Genomic DNA, 20,492 nt, shown 5'->3' on the forward strand with positions numbered 1-20,492 from the left:
CAAGTTATCCAGCGACGTGAGTCGGCGTGCGTTCGAGCAGAATGTCCTGCATCCGCGTTTCGATCGACGCCTTGATCTTCGGGTGCGTCAGGATGTAGAACTTTCCTGCCTTCACCCCATCGAGCGTGATGCGCGCGATATCGGCCGCGCTCAACCGCCCTGCGCGGATCGCCTGACGCGCACGATCTGCGTACGGCGCGGCACCGGGATTGCGTTCACCGAATTCGGCGGGCCGGCGGTCTTCCGCATCGGCGATACCGGTGTTCACGAACGCCGGGCAGAGCACCGACACGCCGACGTGCGGCGCATGCGTCTGCAGTTCGTGGTACAGGCATTCGGAGATCGCAACGACACCGTACTTGCTCGCGCAGTAGACACCCGATCCTTCATACGCACCGAGCCCCGCCGCCGAAGCCGTATTGACCACGTGACACGGTTCGCCCGCCGCCAGCATGCCCGGCACAAAGCTGCGGATGCCGTGCGCAACACCCATCAGATTGATACCGAGTACCCATTGCCAGTCGTCGAGCGTGGTGCTCCACAACGGACCGGTCGTGCCGACGCCCGCGTTGTTGAACAGCAGATGCACCGCGCCAAAACGCGCAATAGACGCTTGCGCGAGTGCATCGACGGATTCCTGTTTCGATACATCGCAATGCACTTCGAGTGCCTGCGCGCCATCGGGCAACAGCGAATGCGTGTGCTTCAAACCGGCTTCGTCGATATCGGCGAGCACGACCCGCATGCCTTCAGCGGCACAGAGAATCGCCAGTTCGCGGCCGAAGCCGCTCGCCGCACCCGTAACAACGGCTACCTTGTTCTTGAGATCTTCCATGGATAGCTGGGCCTCAGGTTGCGAGAAAGCCGCCGTCGACGTTGATGCACGCGCCCGTCGTAAAGGCAGAGGCATCCGACGCGAGGTACAGCACGGTGCCCGCCATTTCATCGGGCGCGGCGATCCGGCCAAGCGGGATGCGCTTGAGCGCTTCATCGCGTGCCTGCGGATCGTCGACTAGCGCAGACGCAAAGCGGGTGGCGGTCGGACCGGGCAGCAGTGCGTTGACACGCACACCTTGCGCGCCGCATTCGGCAGCGAACGTCTTCGTCATCGAGATCACCGCAGCCTTGGTGATCGAATAGATACCGATCATCGGAACCGGCACGACGCCCGCGATCGACGCAACGTTGATGATGCTGCCGCGCCCCTGCTTCGCCATCCGTTTCGCTGCACGCGCGCACATGAAGAAGTAGCCGCGGATGTTCACGTCGACGGTTTTGTTGAATGCGTCGATGGTGGTGTCGACCGTTGGGCCGAAGTACGGATTAGCCGCTGCGTTATTGACGAGGACATCGAGTGCGAGGCCGCGGCTGTCGAGAAACTCGAACAGCCCTTCGATCTGTTCAAGATCGCCGATATGACACGCGTAGACATCGGCCTTGCCGCCGGCGGCGCGAATGCGCTCGGCGACTGCTTCGCATGCTTGCGCCTTGCGGCTGCTCAAAATCACGTGCGCGCCATGCGCGGCGAGCGTCATGGCGATCTGCTCGCCGATGCCGCGGCTTGCACCTGTGACCAGCGCGACGCGGCCGGTCAGATCGAACAGCGTGTTGTCCATTGTCGTGTTCCTGGAATGGTTCGAATGTGTTGGTCAAGCGCCCGCACATTGCCGTGCGTGGAAGCGCCTAGCGGTAAGTGAGCAACGCCGGATCGCGCGCCCAGTCGAAATGTGCCGTGCAGTTCAGCGAATCGAGGCTGCGGCGGCCGCGTGTAAACCGCACGCGCGTCACGCTGGTGTTCGCAAGCGACCAGTTCAGCCGGCCCATCGCTTCGTCGGTCAGATGCATCAGGTGCTGGCAGATCGTCGCGATCACGCCACCCGAGGTGAACAGCACGATCGATTTCGCGGGCTGCGTGTCGTCGGTAATCGAGGCGAAGCCATCGAGGCAGCGTTCGCGAAAGTGCCGCCACGACTCCACGTAATCGGCGTCATGCTCACCGCTCGTCCAGCGCGTCACGGCACTGAGGAACGTGCGTTGCAACGCGGCCGGCGCGGTGTCGATGTCGGACGCACCGATCGCGCGCTGGTACACCGTCAACACATCCTCGTGATCGAATTCGTCGAAGCGCTCGTCGACGGTACTCGCGACAACGACATCGCTTGCGGGTTCGAGCAACTGCCGCGCCCAGCCTTCGACCGTCTCGCGATGACGGCGCATCGAGCCGCTCACCACGCGGTCCACCGGCAGCGCGCAGGCACTGAACCAGCGGCCGAGCGTGCCGGCCTGCGCGAAGCCGAGCGTGGACAAGCGGTCGTAGTCGTCGCTGCCAAACGACGCCTGCCCATGCCTGATAAGTAAAAGCTGTGCCATGTACCGCCTCCTATCGACAGACTAAGGAGGCAGGTAGAATGCGTCAAATGAATAGATTGAATCCACTTCAACCCATTTCATGCATATATCCAAAACCGACCTGAATCTCTTCGTGGTCCTCGAAAGCATCTATGCGCAGGGCGGGATCACGCGCGCGGCGGATCAGTTGAATTTGAGCCAGTCGGCGGTCAGTCACGCGCTGAACCGGCTGCGCGAGCTGCTCGGCGACCCGCTGTTCGAACGGCACGGTCACGCGATGGTGCCGACGCCGTTCACGCGCTCGATCATCGGGCGCGTGCGCGACGCACTGCACACGCTCGAACTCACGCTGCACGAAACCGATCGCTTCGATGTCGAATCGACGGTGCGGCGTTTTTCTCTTGGGGTGCGCGATGTGCTCGAAGCGGTCGTGTTGCCGCCGGTGATGAAACAGATCGTCGATGCGAGCCCGTCGCTCGACGTCGCCACCGCGCAGCACGATCGCCGCACGCTGGAGGCCGATCTGCTGGCCGGGACTTTCGATGCCGCGATCGACGCGCTGTTGCCGGTGCCGCAGACGGTGCGCACCGCCCACCTCGCCTCCGACGGTCTCGTCGTACTAAGCCGGCGCGGTCATCCGCAGGTAGGCCGGCGTCTGACGCTCGATACCTATGTCGGCGCGCAGCATGTGCTTGTCACGAGCCGACGCCGCGGGCTCGGCATGGAGGACATGGAACTGGTAAAGCTCGGCTTGCAGCGGCAGGTGCGGCTGCGCTGCATGCATTACTTCGCGGCCTGCCGCGTGGTGAGCGAGACCGACCTGCTGCTGACGATGCCGGGGCGCTACGCCCAACTGCTCAACGAACTGTTCGACAACGTAATGCATCCGTGTCCACTCGATGGCGCATCCGCCGATGCCTATCTCTACTGGCATGCGAACGCGGATGCGGACCCGGCTAATGCCTGGTTCCGGCAGAAGATTGTCGATGCGTTTGTGTAGCTCGGGCGGCCTGCTTCAATCCGGATACTCAAGCCGCGGATACCAGTCAGTCCCGCGACCCTCCGGCGTCATATCGAAGATGGTCCAGATCGGCATCGGATCGGGCGCACCACGCGGATCCTGGCCAGGATCCGCCATGTCGGAGCCCATCTCTCCACTCCAGAAGTGGCGCACCGTACCGTCGCGGCGCGTGAACACGTTGAGCGCCGGATCGTCGCCACCCTCGCTGTTAAGCCCGTAATAGTCGCGGCTGTACTGGCCGTCGATATCGCAATACAGCTTGAGATCGCGCCAGCCGCGCTCTTTCTTGAACGCGACAAGACGCTCGATCGGTGAACGCGCCACCACCGCAAGCGCCACGCGTTGCCCGATGTCGCGCGCTTCGCCGTTCCATGCACCGAGTAGCGACGTACACATCGGACACGGGCGCTCGCGTTGCGGACCAAACATATAGCTGTAGACGACCAGCGTCTCTTTGTCGCCGAACAGGCCAGCGAGATCGAGCAAGCCGCCTGCCTCGCCCTGGAACCGATAGTTGCCGGTCACCTGCCCGCCTGGCGGAAGCGCGCGACGCTGCGCCGCAACCCGTTCGATGTGCCGGCGCAATTCGATCTCTTCAGCGAGCAGCGCATTGCGCGCGCGACGATAGTCCGCGCTTTCGTTCGGGAACGTTACACCGTTGCGCTTCACCAGTTCGACAGCGGGGACGAGGGGTGAATCATTCGTCATGTCAGTCTCCTGTGAGTGAATGAATTCGTTGCAAAGCTGAATGCCGGATCAATCGCGATCGGGTGCGCCGAGCGGAAACAGCGGGCGGTACGGACGCGCTTCATCGACCGCACGCACCACCGACGGCCGCGCCAGCAACCGCTGCCGGTAAGCAATCACGTTGCGCAACGACGGGTCGATGCGATGGGTCCAGTCGGCATAGAACAGGAACGGTGCGGCGCCACAATCGGCGAGGCTGAAGCGCTCGCCGGCTGCCCATTCGCGATCGGCCATCTGCTTGTCGAGCCATACATATGCCGTGTCGAGCATCGCGCGCGCGTCGACGACGCCACGAGGATCACGCTCGGTCTCCGGTCTCAGGGAGTCGAACACGACTTTCTGCTGCGGCGTCGAGATGTAGTTGTCGAAGAAACGATCCATGCTGCGCACTTCGAGTGCGGCACGGGGATCGGCGGGCAATAGCGGCACCGGTCCCGGATGGTAAAGACCCAGGTACTCGATGATCGTCGTCGCCTCGGTCACGACGCGGCCATCGTCCACGATGAGCGGAAAACGCTTGATAGGCCACAACGCGGCGAAGTCTTCCAGCAGTTGGGGGTTCTCGTGCGACAACTGCCGCCATTCGAACGGCGTGCCGTTTTCGTAGAGTGCGATCAAAACCTTCTGGGAATACGAGGAAAACGGGTGTGCGTAGAGTTTCAAGGCCATCGTCGTCACCTTCGGTGGAAAAGTCGTGTTTACCCGACGACGAACGGCGTGGACAGGAATCGACAGCGCCACAGGAATTTTTTTAGTTCTTTTAGCAATCGTCGCGTGGCAACGTCGGCCTGCCTTGCAGAGTCGCACGCACAGAATGGCGAACGGAAAGCTAACCGAAAGATAATTTCTCAGTGCCACGCTACGCCGCGTCGAACGACATGAGCGATATGAAGGGCGCCGGCCCCCACCCCCGGTTTTGCTATATTGCCCCCTTACCTCACCACCTTCCTACCCCAGCCACCATGCGCGTCGGCCGCCCCGTCCCCTCGCTGCCACAACCCGTCTGCGACTACTGCGGCGCAAAAGCCCGCTTCGTCAGCTCCGGTGAAGACGGCTATCCCTACCGCGACGATCACGGTCCGTTATGGATCTGCACGCCGTGCGAGGCATGGATCGGCATCTTCCCGCGCAGCACGCGGCGCGTGCCGCTCGGCCGCCTCGCCAACGCCGAGCTGCGCGACTGGAAGGCGCGGCTGCATGCCGCGCTCGAACCGATGGTGAAGGCCAAGGTGCGCCGTGACGGCAGCAATGTCTTCGAAGCGCGCGCCAAGGGCTATCGATGGCTCGCCGGCGAAATGAAGATCGACGAAGACCAGTGCACCATCCATCAGCTCGACGCCGATCAATGCAGGGCCGCGATCGAGATCATCGAGCGCTTCGAGCAAAGCCGCCGCAGCGATAGCGGCGCGTCGTAAGCCGGCCGGCGCAGCCTGCATCCGGCTTCAAAATCCACCGACACAATTTGTGCAACGCAGCGCCAAGCTGCGCAAAAAGTACCACTGCGAAGATTCTTTTGAAGTGGTGAACAGCGTTTCCTGAGCACTACAGTGCAGTCGACCGATGCGATCCAACCCGCATTGGCCGGACAGCGAAAAACAAATCAGGAGACAACTGTGAACACGATTCGATCTTTGGCGGCCTGTGCGGTGATCGGCGCGACCGTACCCGCCGCGGCGCTCGCGCAAACCTGCAACGTGCCGGTGCTCAGAGTGCTGGCGCAGAAAAGTCTGGGCCTGTCGGTGATGGAAAAATCGCTGCCGGACTATGAGAAACGCAGCGGCACGAAGGTCGAAATCAATTACTTCGGCGAAAACGACCGGCGCGCGAAGTCGCGGCTCGATGCATCGACGGGTGCCGGTTCGTATCAGATCTACTACGTCGACGAAGCGAATCTCGCCGAATTTGCATCGGCGGGCTGGGTTGTGCCGCTGCTCAAGTACTACCCGAAGGACTCGGACTACAACGACTTCCTGCCGGGCCGCCGCGCGGTCGCAAACTACAAGGGCGTGGCCTATTTCGCGCCGCTGATCGGCGGCGGCGATTTCCTGTTCTATCGGCGCGATCTGCTCGAAAAAGCGCATCTGCCGGTGCCGAAGACACTCGACGAACTCGTCGCCGATATCAAGAAACTGAACGCGCCACCGAACATGTACGGCTGGGTCGCACGCGGCCAGCGCGGCTCGGGCATGAACGTCTGGCGCTGGGCGCCGTTCATGCTCGCCGAAGGCGGCACGTGGACCGACAAGAACCAGCAACCGGCGTTCGATTCGCCGGCTGCGGTCAAGGCCACGCAGCTCTATAGCGAGCTGTTCAAGTACGCGCCGCCGGGCGCCGCAACTTACGACTGGAGCAATGCGCTCGAAGCGTTCCGCTCAGGCAAGGTCGCCTTCATGATCGAGTCGACGCCGTTCGCGGACTGGATGGAAGACCCGACCAAATCGAGCGTCGCCGACAAGGTCGGTTATGTGCGGCCGCCGGCGCCGTTGCCGTCCGCCGCATACGGTCACGGTCTCGCGATTTCGTCGGTCGGGGCGAAGGACGAATGCACGCGCCAGGCCGCGGGCAAGTTCATCGCGTGGGCGACCAGCAAGGAGCAGGAACAGGCCCGTCTGCGCGACAACGTCTTCAGCGACTACAACCGCACGAGCACGATTCAGAGCGATTACTTCCAGAAACATGTGAAGCCGCAAATTCTGAGCGGCCTGAACGACACGAACCCGGTCACCAAAGTGACGATCTGGGCGAGCCCGCAGTGGCCCGATATCGGCGACAACCTAGGTATTGCGCTCGAAGAGATCTTCACGGGCACACAACCCGACGTGCAAAGCACGCTGACCGACGCGGTGCAGTACGCGAAGGATGCGGTGGAACACGGCGCGAAGAAGTAGCACGCGTGATCTTGCAAGCAATCGCAGGCCGCTCGCGCGGCGCTGCTGGAGACATCGATGTTCAATCGCGGTAAAACGAGTCTGCCCTGGGTGTTTCTCGGGCCGCCGCTCGCCATCATGGCGCTGCTCGGCCTGATCCCGACCGTCGCAGCCATCAACCTCGCGCTGAAAAACCGCGTACTGCGCTATCCCGACAGCGAATACGTGTGGCTGCGCAACTTCGCGCGGCTGATGTCGGATCGCCGCTTTCTGAATGCGATCCAGGTATCGGCAGTCTGGGAAATCGTCACCGTGCTCGGCGCGGTCGCGGTCGGTGTGCTGCTCGCCATCTATCTGTTCGAACGGATTCACGGCCGCATGCGCAACGTCATCGCGTTGCTGCTGATCATGCCGGTGCTGCTGCCGCGCGTGTCCGCGGCGTTCATCTGGAAGTTCATGTATTCGCCGCTGACGGGCGTCCTGAGCTGGCTGCTCGGGGCACTCGGCATCGAGAACACCGCATTCCTGTCGAACCCGCACGCCGCGCTGTATGCGATCGCGCTGGTCGATATCTGGCAGTGGGGTCTGTTCTTCGCAGTGGTCGTCCTGAAGCTGCTCGAAACGCTGCCGCCCGAACCGCTCGAAGCCGCGCGCCTCGACTACGCATCGACGTGGCAGGTGTACGCCTACATCGCGCTGCCGATGCTCAAGGTGCCGATCATGAGCCTCGTGTTCATCAAGATGGTCGAATCGCTGCGCTCGTTCGACCTGATCTACGTGATGACCAAAGGCGGCCCCGGCATCGCCACCGAAACGCTCGACATGTATGCGTACTCGCAGGGCATCGGCCTGTCCGGCAAGGTCTCGTACGCGTCGAGCATGGCCGTGCTGATGATGATCGCCACCACAGCCATCTTTACGCTGATCTGGAAGCGGGTGAACAAATGGGAAGACTGATTTCGCGCAGCGTCACGGTGGTGGTTGGCGGCGCGATTGCAATCGTTGCGGTGTTTCCAATTTTCTGGGCGCTGCTCAACTCGCTAAAGAATCTGCTCGATATCGTCACGCCGACGCCGCGCTTTTTCTTCACCCCGACACTCGACAACTACCGCCAGGTGCTGTCGAGTCCAGAGGTTCTGATCGGGCTCGGCAATAGCATTGCGATCGTCGGTAGCTCGGTGCTGATCGGCGCGCTGCTCGGTGTGCCGGCTGCTTATGTAATCGCCCGCTTTAACGTGCCGGGCAAGCGCGACATCCAGTTTTTCCTGCTGTCGCTGCGTTTCCTGCCACCCGTCGCGGTCGCCATTCCGCTGATCGCGATCTGGGTCGATCTCGGTCTGTACGACACGAAGCTGTCGATGATCATCACGTATCTGCTCGTCACGCTCTCGACCATCACGTGGCTATCGATTCCGGTGTTCCAGCGCCTGCCGCGCGAAGTCGAGGAGGCGGCGACGCTCGACGGCTACGGTCCGTACGCAGTGTTCTGGCGCATCGCGCTGCCGATCTGCTCGAACACGCTGATGGGCGGCATCGTCTTCAGCTTCGTGCTGGTCTGGAACGAACTGATGATCGCGCTCGCCCTCACCTCTTCCCGAAGCGCGACGCTGCCCGTCGTCGCCTCCGCGTTCACGTCGCTTGGACAGGAAGTGCCGTGGGGCGTGATCAATGCGTCGACGGTGCTGCTTGCGCTTCCCCCACTGATTTTCGTCGGCATTCTGAGCCGGCTGTTGAACTCGATGCTCAAAGGCAAGTAAGGAGAAGGGTGTGAAAGCTCTGGTACTCGAACAGGCACGCAAACTGGCGCTGCGCGACATCGACATTCCGCTCGAGGTCGGTCCGCGCGACGTGAAGATCAAGATTCATACGGTCGGTGTGTGCGGTAGCGATGTGCATTACTACACGCATGGACGCATCGGCCCATTCAAGGTGGACAGCCCGATGGTGCTCGGGCATGAGGCTTCCGGCACGGTGGTTGAAACCGGGCGCGAGGTCACGCATCTGCGCGTCGGCGACCGTGTGTGCATGGAGCCCGGTGTTCCGCAATTCGATTCACCGGCTACGATGCGCGGTCTCTACAACCTCGATCCCGCTGTGCGCTTCTGGGCAACGCCGCCCGTCCACGGTTGCCTCACGCCGTACGTCGTGCATCCGGCAGCGTTCACGTTCAGGCTGCCGGACAACGTGTCGTTTGCCGAAGGCGCAATCGTCGAGCCGCTGTCGATCGGTTTGCAGGCCGCGAAAAAAGCCGCGATGAAACCGGGCGATGTGGCCGTGGTGATCGGCGCGGGCACGATCGGCGCGATGACTGCGCTGGCGGCACTGGCCGGCGGTGCATCGCGCGTAATTCTCGCCGACGTGATCAAGGAAAAGCTCGCGCTGTTTGCGAACCACGCCGCGGTCACGACCGTCGACGTGCGCGCGCACTCGCTGCTCGACGCAGTGCGCGCCGCGACCGGCGACTGGGGTGCGGACGTAGTCTTCGAAGCGAGCGGTAACGCAAAGGTCTACGACAGCCTGATCGATCTGCTGTGTCCCGGTGGCTGCGCGGTACTGGTCGGCATGCCGGTCGACCCGGTCCCGCTCGACGTCGTTGCGCTGCAGGCGAAGGAAGCGCGCATCGAATCGGTGTTCCGCTACGCCAACATTTTTCCGCGCGCGCTCGCCTTGATCAGCTCGGGGATGATCGACGTGAAGCCGTTCATTTCGCGCAAGTTCGCGTTCGCCGACGGCCTGCGCGCATTCGAAGAGGCGGCGGCGGGTCATCCGCACGACGTCAAGATCCAGATCGAAATGGACTGACCATGGCACAGATCGTTTGCAAGGGACTCACGAAGCGCTACGACGGCGGCCCGCCGGTGTTGCACCCGCTCGACCTGCAGATTCGCGACGGCGAGTTCGTCGTGCTGCTCGGCCCATCGGGCTGCGGCAAGTCGACGATGCTGCGGATGATCGCAGGCCTCGAAGACATCACCGGCGGCGAGCTGTCGATCGGCGACGCGGTTGTCAACGCACTGCCCGCACGCGAGCGCAACGTCGCGATGGTGTTCCAGAACTACGCGCTCTATCCGCACATGACGGTGTACGACAACATTGCGTTCGGCCTGCGCCGGTTGAAAGTGCCCTCGCCCGAGATCGACCGGCGTGTGCGCGAGGTCGCAGCGGTCCTGAGCCTCGATGCGATGCTCGAACGCAAACCGCGCGCAATGTCCGGCGGACAGCAGCAGCGCGCGGCCATCGCACGCGCGATGATCAAGACTCCCGCGGTGTTCCTGTTCGACGAACCGCTGTCGAATCTCGATGCGAAACTGCGTGCGCAGCTTCGCGGCGACATCAAGCGGTTGCATCAGCGGCTCAAGACGACGACGGTCTATGTCACGCACGACCAGCTCGAAGCGATGACGCTCGCCGACCGCGTGATCTTGATGCGCGGCGGCCATATCGAACAGGCCGGTACGCCGTCCGATCTGTATCACTATCCGCATACGGTCTTCGCGGCAGGATTCATCGGCACGCCGGCGATGAATTTTATCGACGCCACCGTCAGCATCGAAAACGGCGTGCCACAGGCGCGCTGTCATGACCGGAGCTGGCCGCTCGCGGCACCGCGATTCGCCGGTTTGCAGGAGGGGCAGGCGGTTAAGCTGGCGATCCGGCCGAACTATCTGAAGATCGCCGAGGGCCATGCGCCGTGGCCGCTGCGGATCGACGGCCGGATCGAACTGGTCGAGTTGCTCGGCGCCGAAGCGCTCGTCAGCTTCGATTTCGCGGGCGAACGGCTGGCCGCGCTGGTTCCTGCGAATGCGGTGCCAACGCTCGGCGACATGGTAACGTTCCACTTCGAAGACAACGAACTGCATGTTTTCGACGAGCAAACCGGGCGCAATGTCACGCTGCCGGCGCCGCCGGGCGACATGCAACACACGATGGCGCATACACCCGGCACGGCCGCGACACCGCAGCGGGCACAGCCCGCCACCTGAGTTGCAAGCGAGGTGCAAGCAGGGCGCGGGCGGCCGTAGAAGCGCAGTGGAGGAGCCACGCAATGAATCCCGATCTCGAAGTCGTACATACGCGACGCGACGAAACCTTTCGCGCATGGGTGCACGGCTATCCGCACGACGTCGCCAAGTGGCACTTCCACCCTGAGTACGAAATTCACGTGATCACCGCTTCGAGCGGCAAATTCTTCGTCGGCGACCACATCGGACAGTTCGCGCCGGGCAACCTCGTCATCACCGGACCGAACCTGCCGCACAACTGGATCAGCGAGATCGGTCCCGGCGAATGCGTGCCGTCGCGCGATATCGTACTGCAGTTTTCGCGCGAAGCCGTGCAGCAGATGGTCGCGGCCTTCACGGAACTACAGCCGGTGGTCGGCATGATCGACGACGCTTCGCGCGGCCTGCAGTTTCCCGATCACGTCGGCCTCGCGCTCGTTCCACTGATGATGGAACTCGCCGACGCGCACGGCTGCCACCGCGTCGAGCTGCTGATGTCGCTGTTCGACCGGCTGTCATCCTGCGCCGAGCGACGTGTACTCGCCGGGCCTGCGTATCACATCGATGCACAACGTTACATGTCGTCGACGATCAATCAGGTACTCTCCTACATCCAGCAGAACTTGCCGGGCACGTTGCGCGAAACCGATGTCGCGGATCTGGTCGGTATGAGCGTCAGCACGTTTACGCGCTTTTTCCGCCGCCATACGGGTTCGACGTTCGTCCAGTACCTGAACCGGCTGCGTCTGAACGAAGCGTGCGAACTGCTGATGTGTTCGACGCTCAGCGTGACCGATATCTGCTACCGGGTCGGCTTCAACAACCTGTCGAACTTCAACCGGCAGTTTCGCGCGATGAAAGGGATGCCGCCGTCGCAGTTCCGCGCACTGCATCAACTCAACGAACACATGATCGCCGCCTGATGCGCAACCGCGCCGGGCCCATTTCTTACTATTATTTCGACGCCTCTCCATGACCTTTCTTGGAATCGACCTCGGTACTTCCGAGGTTAAAGCCGTCCTGACCGACGACGGCTCCGCGCCGCTGGCAACGGCCAATGCTCCGCTCATCGTCGACCATCCGCATCCGCACTGGTCCGAACAGAGCCCGCAGACGTGGTGGCACGCAACGCTCGATGCGATCGCCGCGATTCGCGCGGCGCACCCCAGCGGCTTCGCGGCACTGCGCGGCATCGGCCTGTCGGGTCAGATGCACGGCGCGACACTGCTGGATCGCAGTGGCCAGGTGCTGCGTCCCGCGATCCTCTGGAACGACACGCGGGCATTCGCCGAATGCGTCGAACTCGAAGCACTGGTGCCCGAATCCCGGACCATCACCGGCAATCTCGCGATGCCTGGTTTCACTGCGCCGAAGCTGTTGTGGCTCGCGAAATACGAAGCATCGGTGTTTCGCGCCATACATAAAGTGCTGCTGCCGAAGGACTACGTCGCGTGGCGGCTGACTGGCGAATTCACGTCGGACATGTCGGATGCATCGGGCACGCTGTGGCTCGACGTCGCGAAGCGCGACTGGTCGGACCGGATGCTGAGCGCCACCGGTCTGTCGCGCGAGCAGATGCCGCAACTCGTCGAAGGCAGCGCGCCGGCTGCGCAATTGCGCGACGGGTTGCGCCGGGAATGGGGTATCGAAGGTCCGGTCACGCTGTGCGGTGGCGCGGGCGATAACGCGGCCAGTGCAATCGGCATGGGCGTCGTGGGCGCAGGCGGCGCGTTTTTATCGCTTGGCACGTCGGGCGTGCTGTTCTCCGGTACCGACCGCTTTGCGCCGAATCCGGAACAGGGCGTGCATGCGTTCTGCCATTCCCTTCCCGAGCGCTGGCATCAGATGAGCGTGATCCTGTCGGCGGCCGCGAGCCTCGGCTGGCTCTCGCAGGTCGCGCATACCGCCGTCTCGACGCTGCCTGAGCTGGCCGCGCAGGTCGATCCGGCCAGCGCGCCAATCTTCTTGCCGTATCTGAGCGGCGAGCGCACACCGCACAACGACGCCAACGCACGCGGCATGTTCTGGGGACTCACGGCGGCGCATACGACCGCCGATCTTGCATACAGCGTGATGGAAGGCGTCGCGTTCGCCATGGCCGATGGCTATGCCGCGCTGCAGGGCGCGGGCACGACGCTCGAACAGGCTTCGTTTATCGGTGGTGGCTCGCGTAGCCGCTTCTGGGCGCAGCTTTGTGCGACCGCGATGGGTGTGACCATGCGGCGGCATGCGAGTAGCGATATCGGTGCGGCGCTCGGCGCGGCCCGGCTCGCGCGGCTTGCGGTCACGCAGGACACGGTTGCCGAGGTTTGCACGGCGCCGTCGGTCATCGAATCGTGCGAGCCGGATCGGGCGAGCGAGCCGTTGCTTGCGCAACGTCTTGCGCGTTATCGCAGGTTGTATGTGGCGCTGAAGCCGGAGTTTGCTGCGGCTGGATAGCGGGTGGGGTGCCCGCCGCGTTCAGACCATGCTCGGCCGGGGCATAACAGCTCGATTGCGTCAGCTGTTATGCGTCGGCCAGAGAAAATTCGTGTGCTTCGGCGTGACGCCTACTAAAAATCTTCATGAACGACGCCAGCACGCTGGCCTCGTGCTCGGTCAACGCGTTGTACAGCGACGCACGTACCCCGCCAATCGAACGATGTCCTTCCAGTCCGTGCAGACCCGCATCACGTGCCTCTAGCAGAAACTGCGCGGTCAGTTCAGGCGTCTGGCATCTAAAAGCGACATTCATCACCGAACGCGATTCACGCTCGGCATGCGCGCTGTAGAACCCGGGTTCTGCGTCGAGCACGTCATACAGCAGATTCGCCTTGCGCCGGTTCACTGCATCGAGGTTGTCGAGATCGCCGAACGTTTCGCGCATCCACCGCGTCACCAGCAGGACGATATAAATGGAGAAAACAGGCGGCGTGTTGTAGATCGACCGTGCAGCGATGTGGGTCCGGTAATCGAGGATGCTCGCGAGGCCGGTTTTCGCCCGCTCGACCAGATCGTCACGCAGAATCGCGATCGTGACGCCGGCTGGGCCGAGGTTCTTTTGCGCGTGTGCATAGATCATCGCGTAGCGCGAGACGTCGATGGGCCGCGACATGAAGTCGGAGGACATATCGCAGAACACCGGGACATCGCCGGCGTATAGACCGTCGGTGACCTGCAACCCCTCCACCGTTTCGTTCGACACGTAATGCAGGTAGCTAGATCGCGGATCGATATCGAGTTCCGCAACCTTCGGCATCCGGTGGAAACCGTTCGCTTCACCATCCCACACGATGCGCATGCTCGACCCCACCCCGGAATCCGACACGCTTTTGCGGCTCCAGTATCCCGACGAAACATACGAAGGCGGATCCTCGCCCATACCGCCGAAATTCATCGCCAGCATCGCGAACTGCAACGTGCTGCCGCCTTGCAGAAAGAGCACGTGATAGTTCTGCGGAACCTTCAGCAGGTGGCGGATGTTCGCTTCGGCTTCGTCCATGACATCGCGAAACCAGTCGGAACGGTGGCTGATTCCAAGCACCGAAAGACCGACTTCCGGCACCTCCTGGATGGCCTGCTGCGCCTGCATCAGGACGGGCAGAGGAAGCGCGCCCGGTCCGCCGGAGAAGTTGTACTGAAGGTTCATATGCTCCTCGCCTGAGAGATTGGCGCTGCCGTTCGCTGCCGCACTACCGCAATACCGATAACGAAGCATGAATCAAACGGCGCCTGGCACAGCGCGCGATGCGAAGAACGGTTGTCACACGCGAAGGCAGGCAAATGGCGTAGGCGAGCGGGATTCGGGACGCTCTTTCGCATTCTTGCCAGTGCGCAGTATCTGCCGTCGATACCCTGTGGTTATTCCCTTCGACTTCCGGATCGGCTCACTCATGTCCATCGACGCTCTCGTGTTGCAAGCGGCCAGGCACTCCCAGGCGGGACAGCTCGATCTCGTGGAACCGCTGTTGCTGCAGATACTCGCCATCGAACCACAGCATCAGATAGCGTGCCTCGAACTCGCGCGGGTGATGATACTGAGCGGTCGCTACGATGAAGCGGTCGCCGTGCTCGAGCCGCTTGCCGATGAGGGGCTCGCCGATGCCGAGGTGTATCGAAGGCTCGCACTCGCACATTCGTTTGCGGATAGAAAAGGCGCTGCGATCATGTACTACCGGCATGCCCTTGAACTTGAACCCGGCAACGGGCAGGTCTTGCACAGCATCGCCAATCTGGAGCAGGCGTCAGGATTCACAGACCAGGCCGCGGCAACCTATCGCGATGCGGTCGAAGTGAAGCCGTTGTGGACTATGCCTGCCGCAGTCTCGCCGCCGGAATTCCGCGTCTTGTGGATGTTCGCGCCGGGCGCGGGCAACACACCGCCCGACTATTTCGTTAGTCGCGCGCGTTTCGAAAGCAGCATCCTCACCGTGCTCGACGGCGTCGAGTACGACATCGATCTGCTGCGTTGCCATGCAGACGTGGTCGTCAATCTCGTTTCCGATGTCGACCAGAGTCGCGCCATTCTGAATACCGTGGAAGCGCTCGCGGAACGTATCGGCAGGCCGGTGTTCAATCACCCGCGAGGGATTGTCGGTACGGACCGGGCGTCGATTTCGATGCGTCTCGCGGGAACACCCGGCTGTGTCGTTCCGCACACATGCACGTTTTCGAACGTCGATCTGCTGCACATGCTGAACAAAAACGAAACGGCGGAACTACAGTTTCCGCTACTCGTTCGACGCGCCGGTACGCATGGTGGCGAAGACTTCGAGAAGGTCGACGATCGCAATCAGCTCAATGAGTTTGTGAACTGCATTGGCGAGTCGGATTACTACGTCACGCCGTTCGTCGACTACCGGTCCGAAGACGGGTATTTCCGCAAGTACCGGTTTATCTTCGTGGGAGACGAAATTCTTCCGTATCACCTCGCGATCGATGACAAGTGGAAGATCCATCACGTGACGACATCGATGGCGGGCATTCAATGGATGCAGGACGAAGAACGGGCGTTCCTCGACGATCCGTGGCGTGTCTTCGCCGCGCCCCAGCAAGCGGCGTTGCGCGCGATCCGGAATACCATCGGCCTCGATTACTTCGGCATCGACTGCGCGTTGACGCCTGCGGGCGAGGTCGTCGTGTTCGAGGTCAACGCGACGATGCTGGTGCATGGCGAGAACGACCGCTTTCCGTACAAGACCGAAGCGGTCAGCCGGATCAGGCAGCAATTCCATTCATTGCTCGATCGAACTGCGCACGAGGCGCTAAGTACCTTGTAGCACCGGGCTCCTCACCCTTCGATCCGCTCGCGCGTCACCCCCAGCAGCGCCGCCATCGCCTGACGCGCAAGCGACGCATCCCGGTCGCGAATCGCATCGAACACCGCCGTGTGTTCGGCCAGCGATGCATTGAACACACCCGCGCGTTTCGCGTTCAGGCGAAGCTGCGCTTCGAGCGTACGTTCGATCAGCGTGCCGAGCGGCACCAGCAACTCATTGCTACACGCGGCCAGCACGCTCAGGTGAAACTGCAAGTCGGCGCGCACCCATTCATCGACGTTGCGGGCTTCGACCATCGCGGTATGCGCGGCATCGAGTTCGGCAAACGTTTCGTCGTCGTGCGATGCCGCGGCCAGCGATGCCGCATACGGCTCGATCATTTCGCGCATTTCCTGCAGCTTGAGCGCGAACGCCATTGCCGGTGCTACCCGCGAGTACCAGTCGAGCAGATCCGCATCGAGCAGGTTCCACGCGGTGCGCGGCCGCACCCGCGTACCGACGCGCGGTCGCGACTCGATCAGCCCCTTCGACGTCAAAGTACGCAGCGCCTCGCGCAACACGGTGCGGCTCACGCCGAACGCATCCATCAATTCCGCTTCGCGCGGCAGGATCGATTCGGGCGCGTAGTCGCCGCGCAGGATGGCGGTCGCAAGCTCATACGCAACGCGGCCGTGCAGGTCGTGCTGAATGGCTTTTCTCCCTGTTAAATGTGCTGCGTCCCAAATAGTACTATTAATAGTATTAAACGTCGATTTTGTGTAGTATTTCACTCCTCAGGGGTTCGCGAGCCCGCCCGAACGGCACCCGCATTCGCGCCCCACGCCCAACATTGCAGCTGCGCGACAAGGAGACGCCGCCATGAAAATTACCCGAATCGAGACTTTTATCGTTCCACCGCGCTGGTGCTTCGTGAAGGTCGAAACCGATGCAGGCATCGTCGGTTGGGGCGAACCGGTCGTGGAAGGCCGTGCGCATACGGTCGCGGCCGCCGTCGATGAACTCTCCGACTATCTGATCGGCAAAGACCCGCTGCTAATCGAAGATCACTGGCAAGTGATGTACCGCGCGGGCTTCTATCGCGGCGGCCCGATCTCGATGAGCGCGATCGCCGGGGTGGACCAGGCACTGTGGGACATCAAGGGCAAACATCACGGCGTGCCGGTGCATGCGCTGCTCGGCGGCCAGGTGCGCGATCGCATCAAGGTGTATTCGTGGATCGGCGGTGATCGTCCGAGCGACGTCGCGAACAACGCGCGCGCCGTGGTCGAGCGCGGCTTCAAGGCGATCAAGATGAACGGCTCGGAAGAGCTGCAGATCATCGATACCTTCGACAAGGTGCAAGGCGTCATCAACAACGTCGCCGCGGTGCGCGAGGCGGTGGGACCGAACGTCGGCATTGGCGTGGACTTCCATGGCCGCGTGCACAAGCCGATGGCCAAGGTGCTCGCGAAGGAACTCGATCCGTACAAGCTGATGTTCATCGAAGAACCGGTGCTGTCGGAGAACGTCGAGGCACTGCGCGACATCGTCAACCAGACCAGCACGCCGATCGCCCTCGGCGAGCGTCTGTATTCGCGCTGGGACTTCAAGCACATCCTCGCCGGCGGCTACGTCGACATCATCCAGCCGGATGCGTCGCATGCGGGCGGTATCACCGAGTGCCGCAAGATCGCATCGATGGCCGAAGCGTACGACGTCGCGCTCGCGCTGCACTGCCCGCTCGGTCCGATTGCACTCGCCACCTGTCTGCAGATCGACGCGGTCAGCTACAACGCGTTCATCCAGGAGCAGAGCCTCGGCATCCACTACAACCAGGGCAACGATCTGCTCGACTACATCCGCAACCCGGAAGTCTTCAAGTATGAAGACGGCTTCGTGTCGATTCCGCAAGGCCCGGGCCTCGGCATCGATGTGAACGAAGAGAAGGTGCGCGAGATGGCGAAGGTGGGCCATCGCTGGCGTAATCCGGTGTGGCGCCACGCGGACGGTAGCGTCGCGGAATGGTGAGCCAGCAGGGCCGCGCGGTGGAGGAGGCGACGGGAAGCGCCGCGCCGCGCGCGACCGGCAAACGGCATCGTCTACTGGCGATGCTGTTCGTCACCGTCGTCATCACCTATCTGGACCGCAGCAACCTGTCGATCGCCGCGACGGCGATCGGTCGTCAGCTCGCGCTGACGCCTGCGCAACTCGGGCTCGTGTTCTCCGCGTTCGGTTGGTCGTATGCGCTGCTGCAGATTCCGGGCGGCATGCTCGTCGATCGCACGCGTCCGCGGCTGATGATGGCGGCGATCGTCGGGCTGTGGTCGCTCGCGACGATCCTGCAGGGTTTCGCCGGTGCGTTCGTCGCGCTGCTGTCGTTGCGCGTGTTGCTCGGCGTACTCGAAGCCCCGGCCTATCCGACGCTGAACCGCGTCGTCACGACGTGGTTTCCCGACAGCGAGCGCGCCCGCGCCATCGCGATCTATACGTCGGGGCAATACGTGGGCCTCGCGTTTCTCACCCCGCTTCTCGTGCTGACACAGGAACGCTTCGGCTGGCATGGCGTATTCGTGCTGACCGGGTTGGTTGGTGTGGCGTGGGCCTTCGTCTGGTATGCGCTGTATCGCGATCCGTCCGACGCGCAGGGCATCAACCAGCAGGAACTCGATACGATCCGCGCGGGCGGCGGGCTCGTCGAACTCGGCGACGCACACAAGGCAAGCGCTGCACGCCGCCGCTATACGACGAGCGACTGGCGCGCCGTGCTCGGCAACCGCAAGTTGTGGGGCGTGTACGTCGGCCAGATCGCGGTGACGTCGACGCTGTGGTTCTTCCTCACGTGGTTCCCGACCTACCTCGTCAAATACCGTCACATGGACTTCCTGAAGGCCGGGTTCATGGCGGCCGTGCCGTTTCTTGCTGCGTTCGTCGGTATTCTCGTATCGGGGTTGCTGTCTGACTGGATGATCCGCCGCGGCGCGTCGGCGACTGTCGCACGCAAGGTGCCGATCGTCAGTGGGTTGCTGCTGTCGACGGCGATCGTCGGGGCCAACTATGTCGAGACGCCGTCGATGGTCATCGTGTTCATGGCGATCGCGTTCTTCGGCAGCGGCGTCGCGTCGATCACGTGGGTGCTCGTGTCGTCGATGGCGAAGAAGGAACTGCTCGGCCTCACCGGCGGCATGTTCAACCTGATGGGCAACCTGTCGTCGATCTGCGTACCCATCGTGATCGGCCTGCTCGTGAAGGGCGACGACTTCGCGCCCGCTCTCGTGTTCATGAGCGCGGTCGGCGTGGTCGGTGCGCTGTCGTATCTGTTCGTCGTCGGACGGATCGAGCGGATCGAATAGACCGCCCCGACGTTACGGCACATCGCTCGGGCGGCTCGGCGGTTACGTAACATCGGGGGCCGGAACCGCTTCCGCTGCCGCTTCTTACCTTCTCCCGCATCCCACCTCTGTTCCGCAAAGCCTTGTCAAACAAGGCTTTTCTGCGTTCCGCCCAGCCAACCGCGCCAACCTGGCCCGCTCTTTGCTCGATACGACTAAAACAGCAATTCGAGAGGCAGGCAATGGGCGAGTTTCTTCCCGACTATCTGATCCGCGAACAGGCGGCGGTCGGCACGCTAGTGGTATTCGCGATCCTGCGCGTGATCGCCGCCATGGTCGCGTACGAACGCGGCTGGCGCATCGCGACCGTCGATAAATGTTTTATTGCGGCTGTCGCGCTCTACTGTGTGCCGCAGCTGTTCGATCTGCTCACGCATCTGTACACCGCGCGCATTGCCTCGGCAGAACTGGAAGGCAAGATTGCGGGCGGCGCGATTGCGTTGTTCTGTGCGCCGATCGTGGGTCACAAGCTTGGTTATGAATAGACTGCCCGCGGTTTTCTCCGCGACTGCCGATAACGAACGCGCACGCACCATGACATACGCCACCACGACCACCGCATACCAACCCGGCGACGTGCTCACGCTGAAATCAGGCGGACAGCCGATGACCGCCACCTGGGTAGGACCGGTCCTCTTCGCGTCGGGCACCTGGCTGATCTGCCAGTGGTTCGGCGACGATGGCGAACTGCATCAGGAGATGTTTCCGGGAGAAACGCTGGAACGGGTGCACGACGCGCTCGTAGCATGACGGGCAGTATGGGACAGCCGGCTCCCCGCCGGGTGACCGTGTGTTTGCGCCGTACAGCCACGCTGTGCGGCGCATTTTTGTTGGCGCTGTCACATCGACTGCTGCCCGCGCCATCTTTGCCTTGAGCGCCA

The 20,492-nt window shown here is 62.6% G+C and carries 21 protein-coding genes; 14 read left to right on the forward strand and 7 right to left on the reverse strand.

Going from position 1 to position 20,492, the window contains the following annotated elements; all coding sequences use genetic code 11:
* Positions 1–4: 4 nt before the first annotated feature.
* The 3 genes from BWP39_RS06920 to BWP39_RS06930 form a co-directional block, all read right to left on the reverse strand.
* Complete coding sequence (locus tag BWP39_RS06920; RefSeq protein WP_096718080.1) at positions 5–835, reverse strand: SDR family NAD(P)-dependent oxidoreductase; 831 nt, start codon at positions 833–835, stop codon at positions 5–7.
* A gap of 13 nt (positions 836–848) precedes the next feature.
* Positions 849–1,616 carry an SDR family oxidoreductase gene (locus BWP39_RS06925; RefSeq protein ID WP_096718082.1) on the reverse strand — a complete coding sequence of 256 codons (768 nt, stop codon included), beginning with the start codon at positions 1,614–1,616 and terminating at the stop codon, positions 849–851.
* Between the two features lie 67 nt (positions 1,617–1,683).
* Positions 1,684–2,370, reverse strand: coding sequence for a histidine phosphatase family protein (locus BWP39_RS06930; RefSeq protein WP_096718084.1), 687 nt, complete (start codon positions 2,368–2,370; stop codon positions 1,684–1,686).
* Positions 2,371–2,449: 79 nt separating this feature from the next.
* On the opposite strand from BWP39_RS06930, the gene BWP39_RS06935 reads away from it, so the two are divergent.
* On the forward strand, positions 2,450–3,349 hold the full coding sequence (locus BWP39_RS06935) for a LysR family transcriptional regulator (protein ID WP_096718086.1): 900 nt from the start codon (positions 2,450–2,452) through the stop codon (positions 3,347–3,349).
* 15 nt (positions 3,350–3,364) lie between these two features.
* On the opposite strand, the gene BWP39_RS06940 is transcribed toward BWP39_RS06935, so the two are convergent.
* Both BWP39_RS06940 and BWP39_RS06945 read right to left on the reverse strand, forming a co-directional pair.
* The gene (locus tag BWP39_RS06940; protein WP_096718088.1) at positions 3,365–4,078 is read right to left on the reverse strand and encodes a DUF899 family protein; all 714 of its coding nucleotides are present in this window, start codon (positions 4,076–4,078) and stop codon (positions 3,365–3,367) included.
* Between the two features lie 48 nt (positions 4,079–4,126).
* Complete coding sequence (locus tag BWP39_RS06945) at positions 4,127–4,786, reverse strand: glutathione S-transferase family protein (protein WP_096718090.1); 660 nt, start codon at positions 4,784–4,786, stop codon at positions 4,127–4,129.
* 293 nt (positions 4,787–5,079) lie between these two features.
* Here BWP39_RS06945 and BWP39_RS06950 point away from each other — a divergent pair, with 293 nt between their 5' ends.
* From BWP39_RS06950 to xylB, 8 genes are all read left to right on the forward strand, one after another.
* Entirely contained in the window at positions 5,080–5,532 is a 453-nt protein-coding gene (locus BWP39_RS06950) for a zinc-finger-containing protein (RefSeq protein WP_096718092.1), read from the forward strand.
* Between the two features lie 198 nt (positions 5,533–5,730).
* On the forward strand, positions 5,731–7,005 hold the full coding sequence (locus BWP39_RS06955) for an ABC transporter substrate-binding protein (protein ID WP_096718631.1): 1,275 nt from the start codon (positions 5,731–5,733) through the stop codon (positions 7,003–7,005).
* 57 nt (positions 7,006–7,062) lie between these two features.
* Complete coding sequence (locus tag BWP39_RS06960; protein WP_096718094.1) at positions 7,063–7,941, forward strand: carbohydrate ABC transporter permease; 879 nt, start codon at positions 7,063–7,065, stop codon at positions 7,939–7,941.
* A complete protein-coding gene (locus BWP39_RS06965; RefSeq protein WP_096718096.1) occupies positions 7,929–8,741 on the forward strand; it encodes a carbohydrate ABC transporter permease in 813 nt (270 codons plus the stop codon). The genes BWP39_RS06960 and BWP39_RS06965 overlap by 13 nt, the downstream gene beginning before the upstream one ends.
* Before the next feature lie 10 nt (positions 8,742–8,751).
* Entirely contained in the window at positions 8,752–9,786 is a 1,035-nt protein-coding gene (locus BWP39_RS06970; RefSeq protein WP_096718098.1) for an NAD(P)-dependent alcohol dehydrogenase, read from the forward strand.
* Positions 9,787–9,788: 2 nt separating this feature from the next.
* Complete coding sequence (locus BWP39_RS06975; protein WP_096718100.1) at positions 9,789–10,967, forward strand: ABC transporter ATP-binding protein; 1,179 nt, start codon at positions 9,789–9,791, stop codon at positions 10,965–10,967.
* Positions 10,968–11,029: 62 nt separating this feature from the next.
* Positions 11,030–11,908: an AraC family transcriptional regulator gene (locus BWP39_RS06980; RefSeq protein ID WP_096718102.1), complete on the forward strand. Its 879-nt coding sequence runs from the start codon at positions 11,030–11,032 to the stop codon at positions 11,906–11,908.
* A gap of 49 nt (positions 11,909–11,957) precedes the next feature.
* Entirely contained in the window at positions 11,958–13,424 is a 1,467-nt protein-coding gene (gene xylB / locus BWP39_RS06985; protein WP_096718104.1) for a xylulokinase, read from the forward strand.
* Positions 13,425–13,491: 67 nt separating this feature from the next.
* Here xylB and serC read toward each other — a convergent pair whose 3' ends face one another.
* Positions 13,492–14,613, reverse strand: a complete 1,122-nt coding sequence (gene serC / locus BWP39_RS06990; RefSeq protein WP_096718633.1) for a 3-phosphoserine/phosphohydroxythreonine transaminase — start codon at positions 14,611–14,613, stop codon at positions 13,492–13,494.
* 244 nt (positions 14,614–14,857) lie between these two features.
* On the opposite strand from serC, the gene BWP39_RS06995 reads away from it, so the two are divergent.
* Positions 14,858–16,243, forward strand: coding sequence for a tetratricopeptide repeat protein (locus BWP39_RS06995; protein WP_157915128.1), 1,386 nt, complete (start codon positions 14,858–14,860; stop codon positions 16,241–16,243).
* An 11-nt stretch (positions 16,244–16,254) separates the two neighbouring features.
* Here BWP39_RS06995 and BWP39_RS07000 read toward each other — a convergent pair whose 3' ends face one another.
* Positions 16,255–16,968: a FadR/GntR family transcriptional regulator gene (locus tag BWP39_RS07000; RefSeq protein WP_096718635.1), complete on the reverse strand. Its 714-nt coding sequence runs from the start codon at positions 16,966–16,968 to the stop codon at positions 16,255–16,257.
* Between the two features lie 133 nt (positions 16,969–17,101).
* Here BWP39_RS07000 and dgoD point away from each other — a divergent pair, with 133 nt between their 5' ends.
* From dgoD to BWP39_RS07020, 4 genes are all read left to right on the forward strand, one after another.
* Entirely contained in the window at positions 17,102–18,250 is a 1,149-nt protein-coding gene (gene dgoD, locus BWP39_RS07005; RefSeq protein ID WP_091011081.1) for a galactonate dehydratase, read from the forward strand.
* Positions 18,244–19,572, forward strand: a complete 1,329-nt coding sequence (locus tag BWP39_RS07010; protein WP_096718108.1) for an MFS transporter — start codon at positions 18,244–18,246, stop codon at positions 19,570–19,572. Before dgoD ends, BWP39_RS07010 begins: the two co-directional genes overlap by 7 nt.
* Positions 19,573–19,793: 221 nt before the next feature.
* Positions 19,794–20,096 carry a hypothetical protein gene (locus tag BWP39_RS07015; protein ID WP_096718110.1) on the forward strand — a complete coding sequence of 101 codons (303 nt, stop codon included), beginning with the start codon at positions 19,794–19,796 and terminating at the stop codon, positions 20,094–20,096.
* A 49-nt stretch (positions 20,097–20,145) separates the two neighbouring features.
* Positions 20,146–20,361, forward strand: a complete 216-nt coding sequence (locus BWP39_RS07020) for a YodC family protein (RefSeq protein WP_096718637.1) — start codon at positions 20,146–20,148, stop codon at positions 20,359–20,361.
* The last annotated feature ends 131 nt before the right edge of the window (positions 20,362–20,492 follow it).

This window comes from Paraburkholderia acidicola (genome assembly GCF_002362315.1).
Classification (GTDB): Bacteria; Pseudomonadota; Gammaproteobacteria; order Burkholderiales; family Burkholderiaceae; genus Paraburkholderia; species Paraburkholderia acidicola.

Coding starts and splice junctions, on each gene's coding strand:
- BWP39_RS06920 (WP_096718080.1), bottom strand. CDS start 835: ATGGAAGATCTCAAGAACAAGGTAGCCGTTGTTACGGGTGCGGCGAGC.
- BWP39_RS06925 (WP_096718082.1), bottom strand. CDS start 1,616: ATGGACAACACGCTGTTCGATCTGACCGGCCGCGTCGCGCTGGTCACA.
- BWP39_RS06930 (WP_096718084.1), bottom strand. CDS start 2,370: ATGGCACAGCTTTTACTTATCAGGCATGGGCAGGCGTCGTTTGGCAGC.
- BWP39_RS06935 (WP_096718086.1), top strand. CDS start 2,450: ATGCATATATCCAAAACCGACCTGAATCTCTTCGTGGTCCTCGAAAGC.
- BWP39_RS06940 (WP_096718088.1), bottom strand. CDS start 4,078: ATGACGAATGATTCACCCCTCGTCCCCGCTGTCGAACTGGTGAAGCGC.
- BWP39_RS06945 (WP_096718090.1), bottom strand. CDS start 4,786: ATGGCCTTGAAACTCTACGCACACCCGTTTTCCTCGTATTCCCAGAAG.
- BWP39_RS06950 (WP_096718092.1), top strand. CDS start 5,080: ATGCGCGTCGGCCGCCCCGTCCCCTCGCTGCCACAACCCGTCTGCGAC.
- BWP39_RS06960 (WP_096718094.1), top strand. CDS start 7,063: ATGTTCAATCGCGGTAAAACGAGTCTGCCCTGGGTGTTTCTCGGGCCG.
- BWP39_RS06965 (WP_096718096.1), top strand. CDS start 7,929: ATGGGAAGACTGATTTCGCGCAGCGTCACGGTGGTGGTTGGCGGCGCG.
- BWP39_RS06975 (WP_096718100.1), top strand. CDS start 9,789: ATGGCACAGATCGTTTGCAAGGGACTCACGAAGCGCTACGACGGCGGC.
- BWP39_RS06980 (WP_096718102.1), top strand. CDS start 11,030: ATGAATCCCGATCTCGAAGTCGTACATACGCGACGCGACGAAACCTTT.
- xylB (WP_096718104.1), top strand. CDS start 11,958: ATGACCTTTCTTGGAATCGACCTCGGTACTTCCGAGGTTAAAGCCGTC.
- serC (WP_096718633.1), bottom strand. CDS start 14,613: ATGAACCTTCAGTACAACTTCTCCGGCGGACCGGGCGCGCTTCCTCTG.
- BWP39_RS06995 (WP_157915128.1), top strand. CDS start 14,858: ATGTCCATCGACGCTCTCGTGTTGCAAGCGGCCAGGCACTCCCAGGCG.
- dgoD (WP_091011081.1), top strand. CDS start 17,102: ATGAAAATTACCCGAATCGAGACTTTTATCGTTCCACCGCGCTGGTGC.
- BWP39_RS07010 (WP_096718108.1), top strand. CDS start 18,244: ATGGTGAGCCAGCAGGGCCGCGCGGTGGAGGAGGCGACGGGAAGCGCC.
- BWP39_RS07015 (WP_096718110.1), top strand. CDS start 19,794: ATGGGCGAGTTTCTTCCCGACTATCTGATCCGCGAACAGGCGGCGGTC.
- BWP39_RS07020 (WP_096718637.1), top strand. CDS start 20,146: ATGACATACGCCACCACGACCACCGCATACCAACCCGGCGACGTGCTC.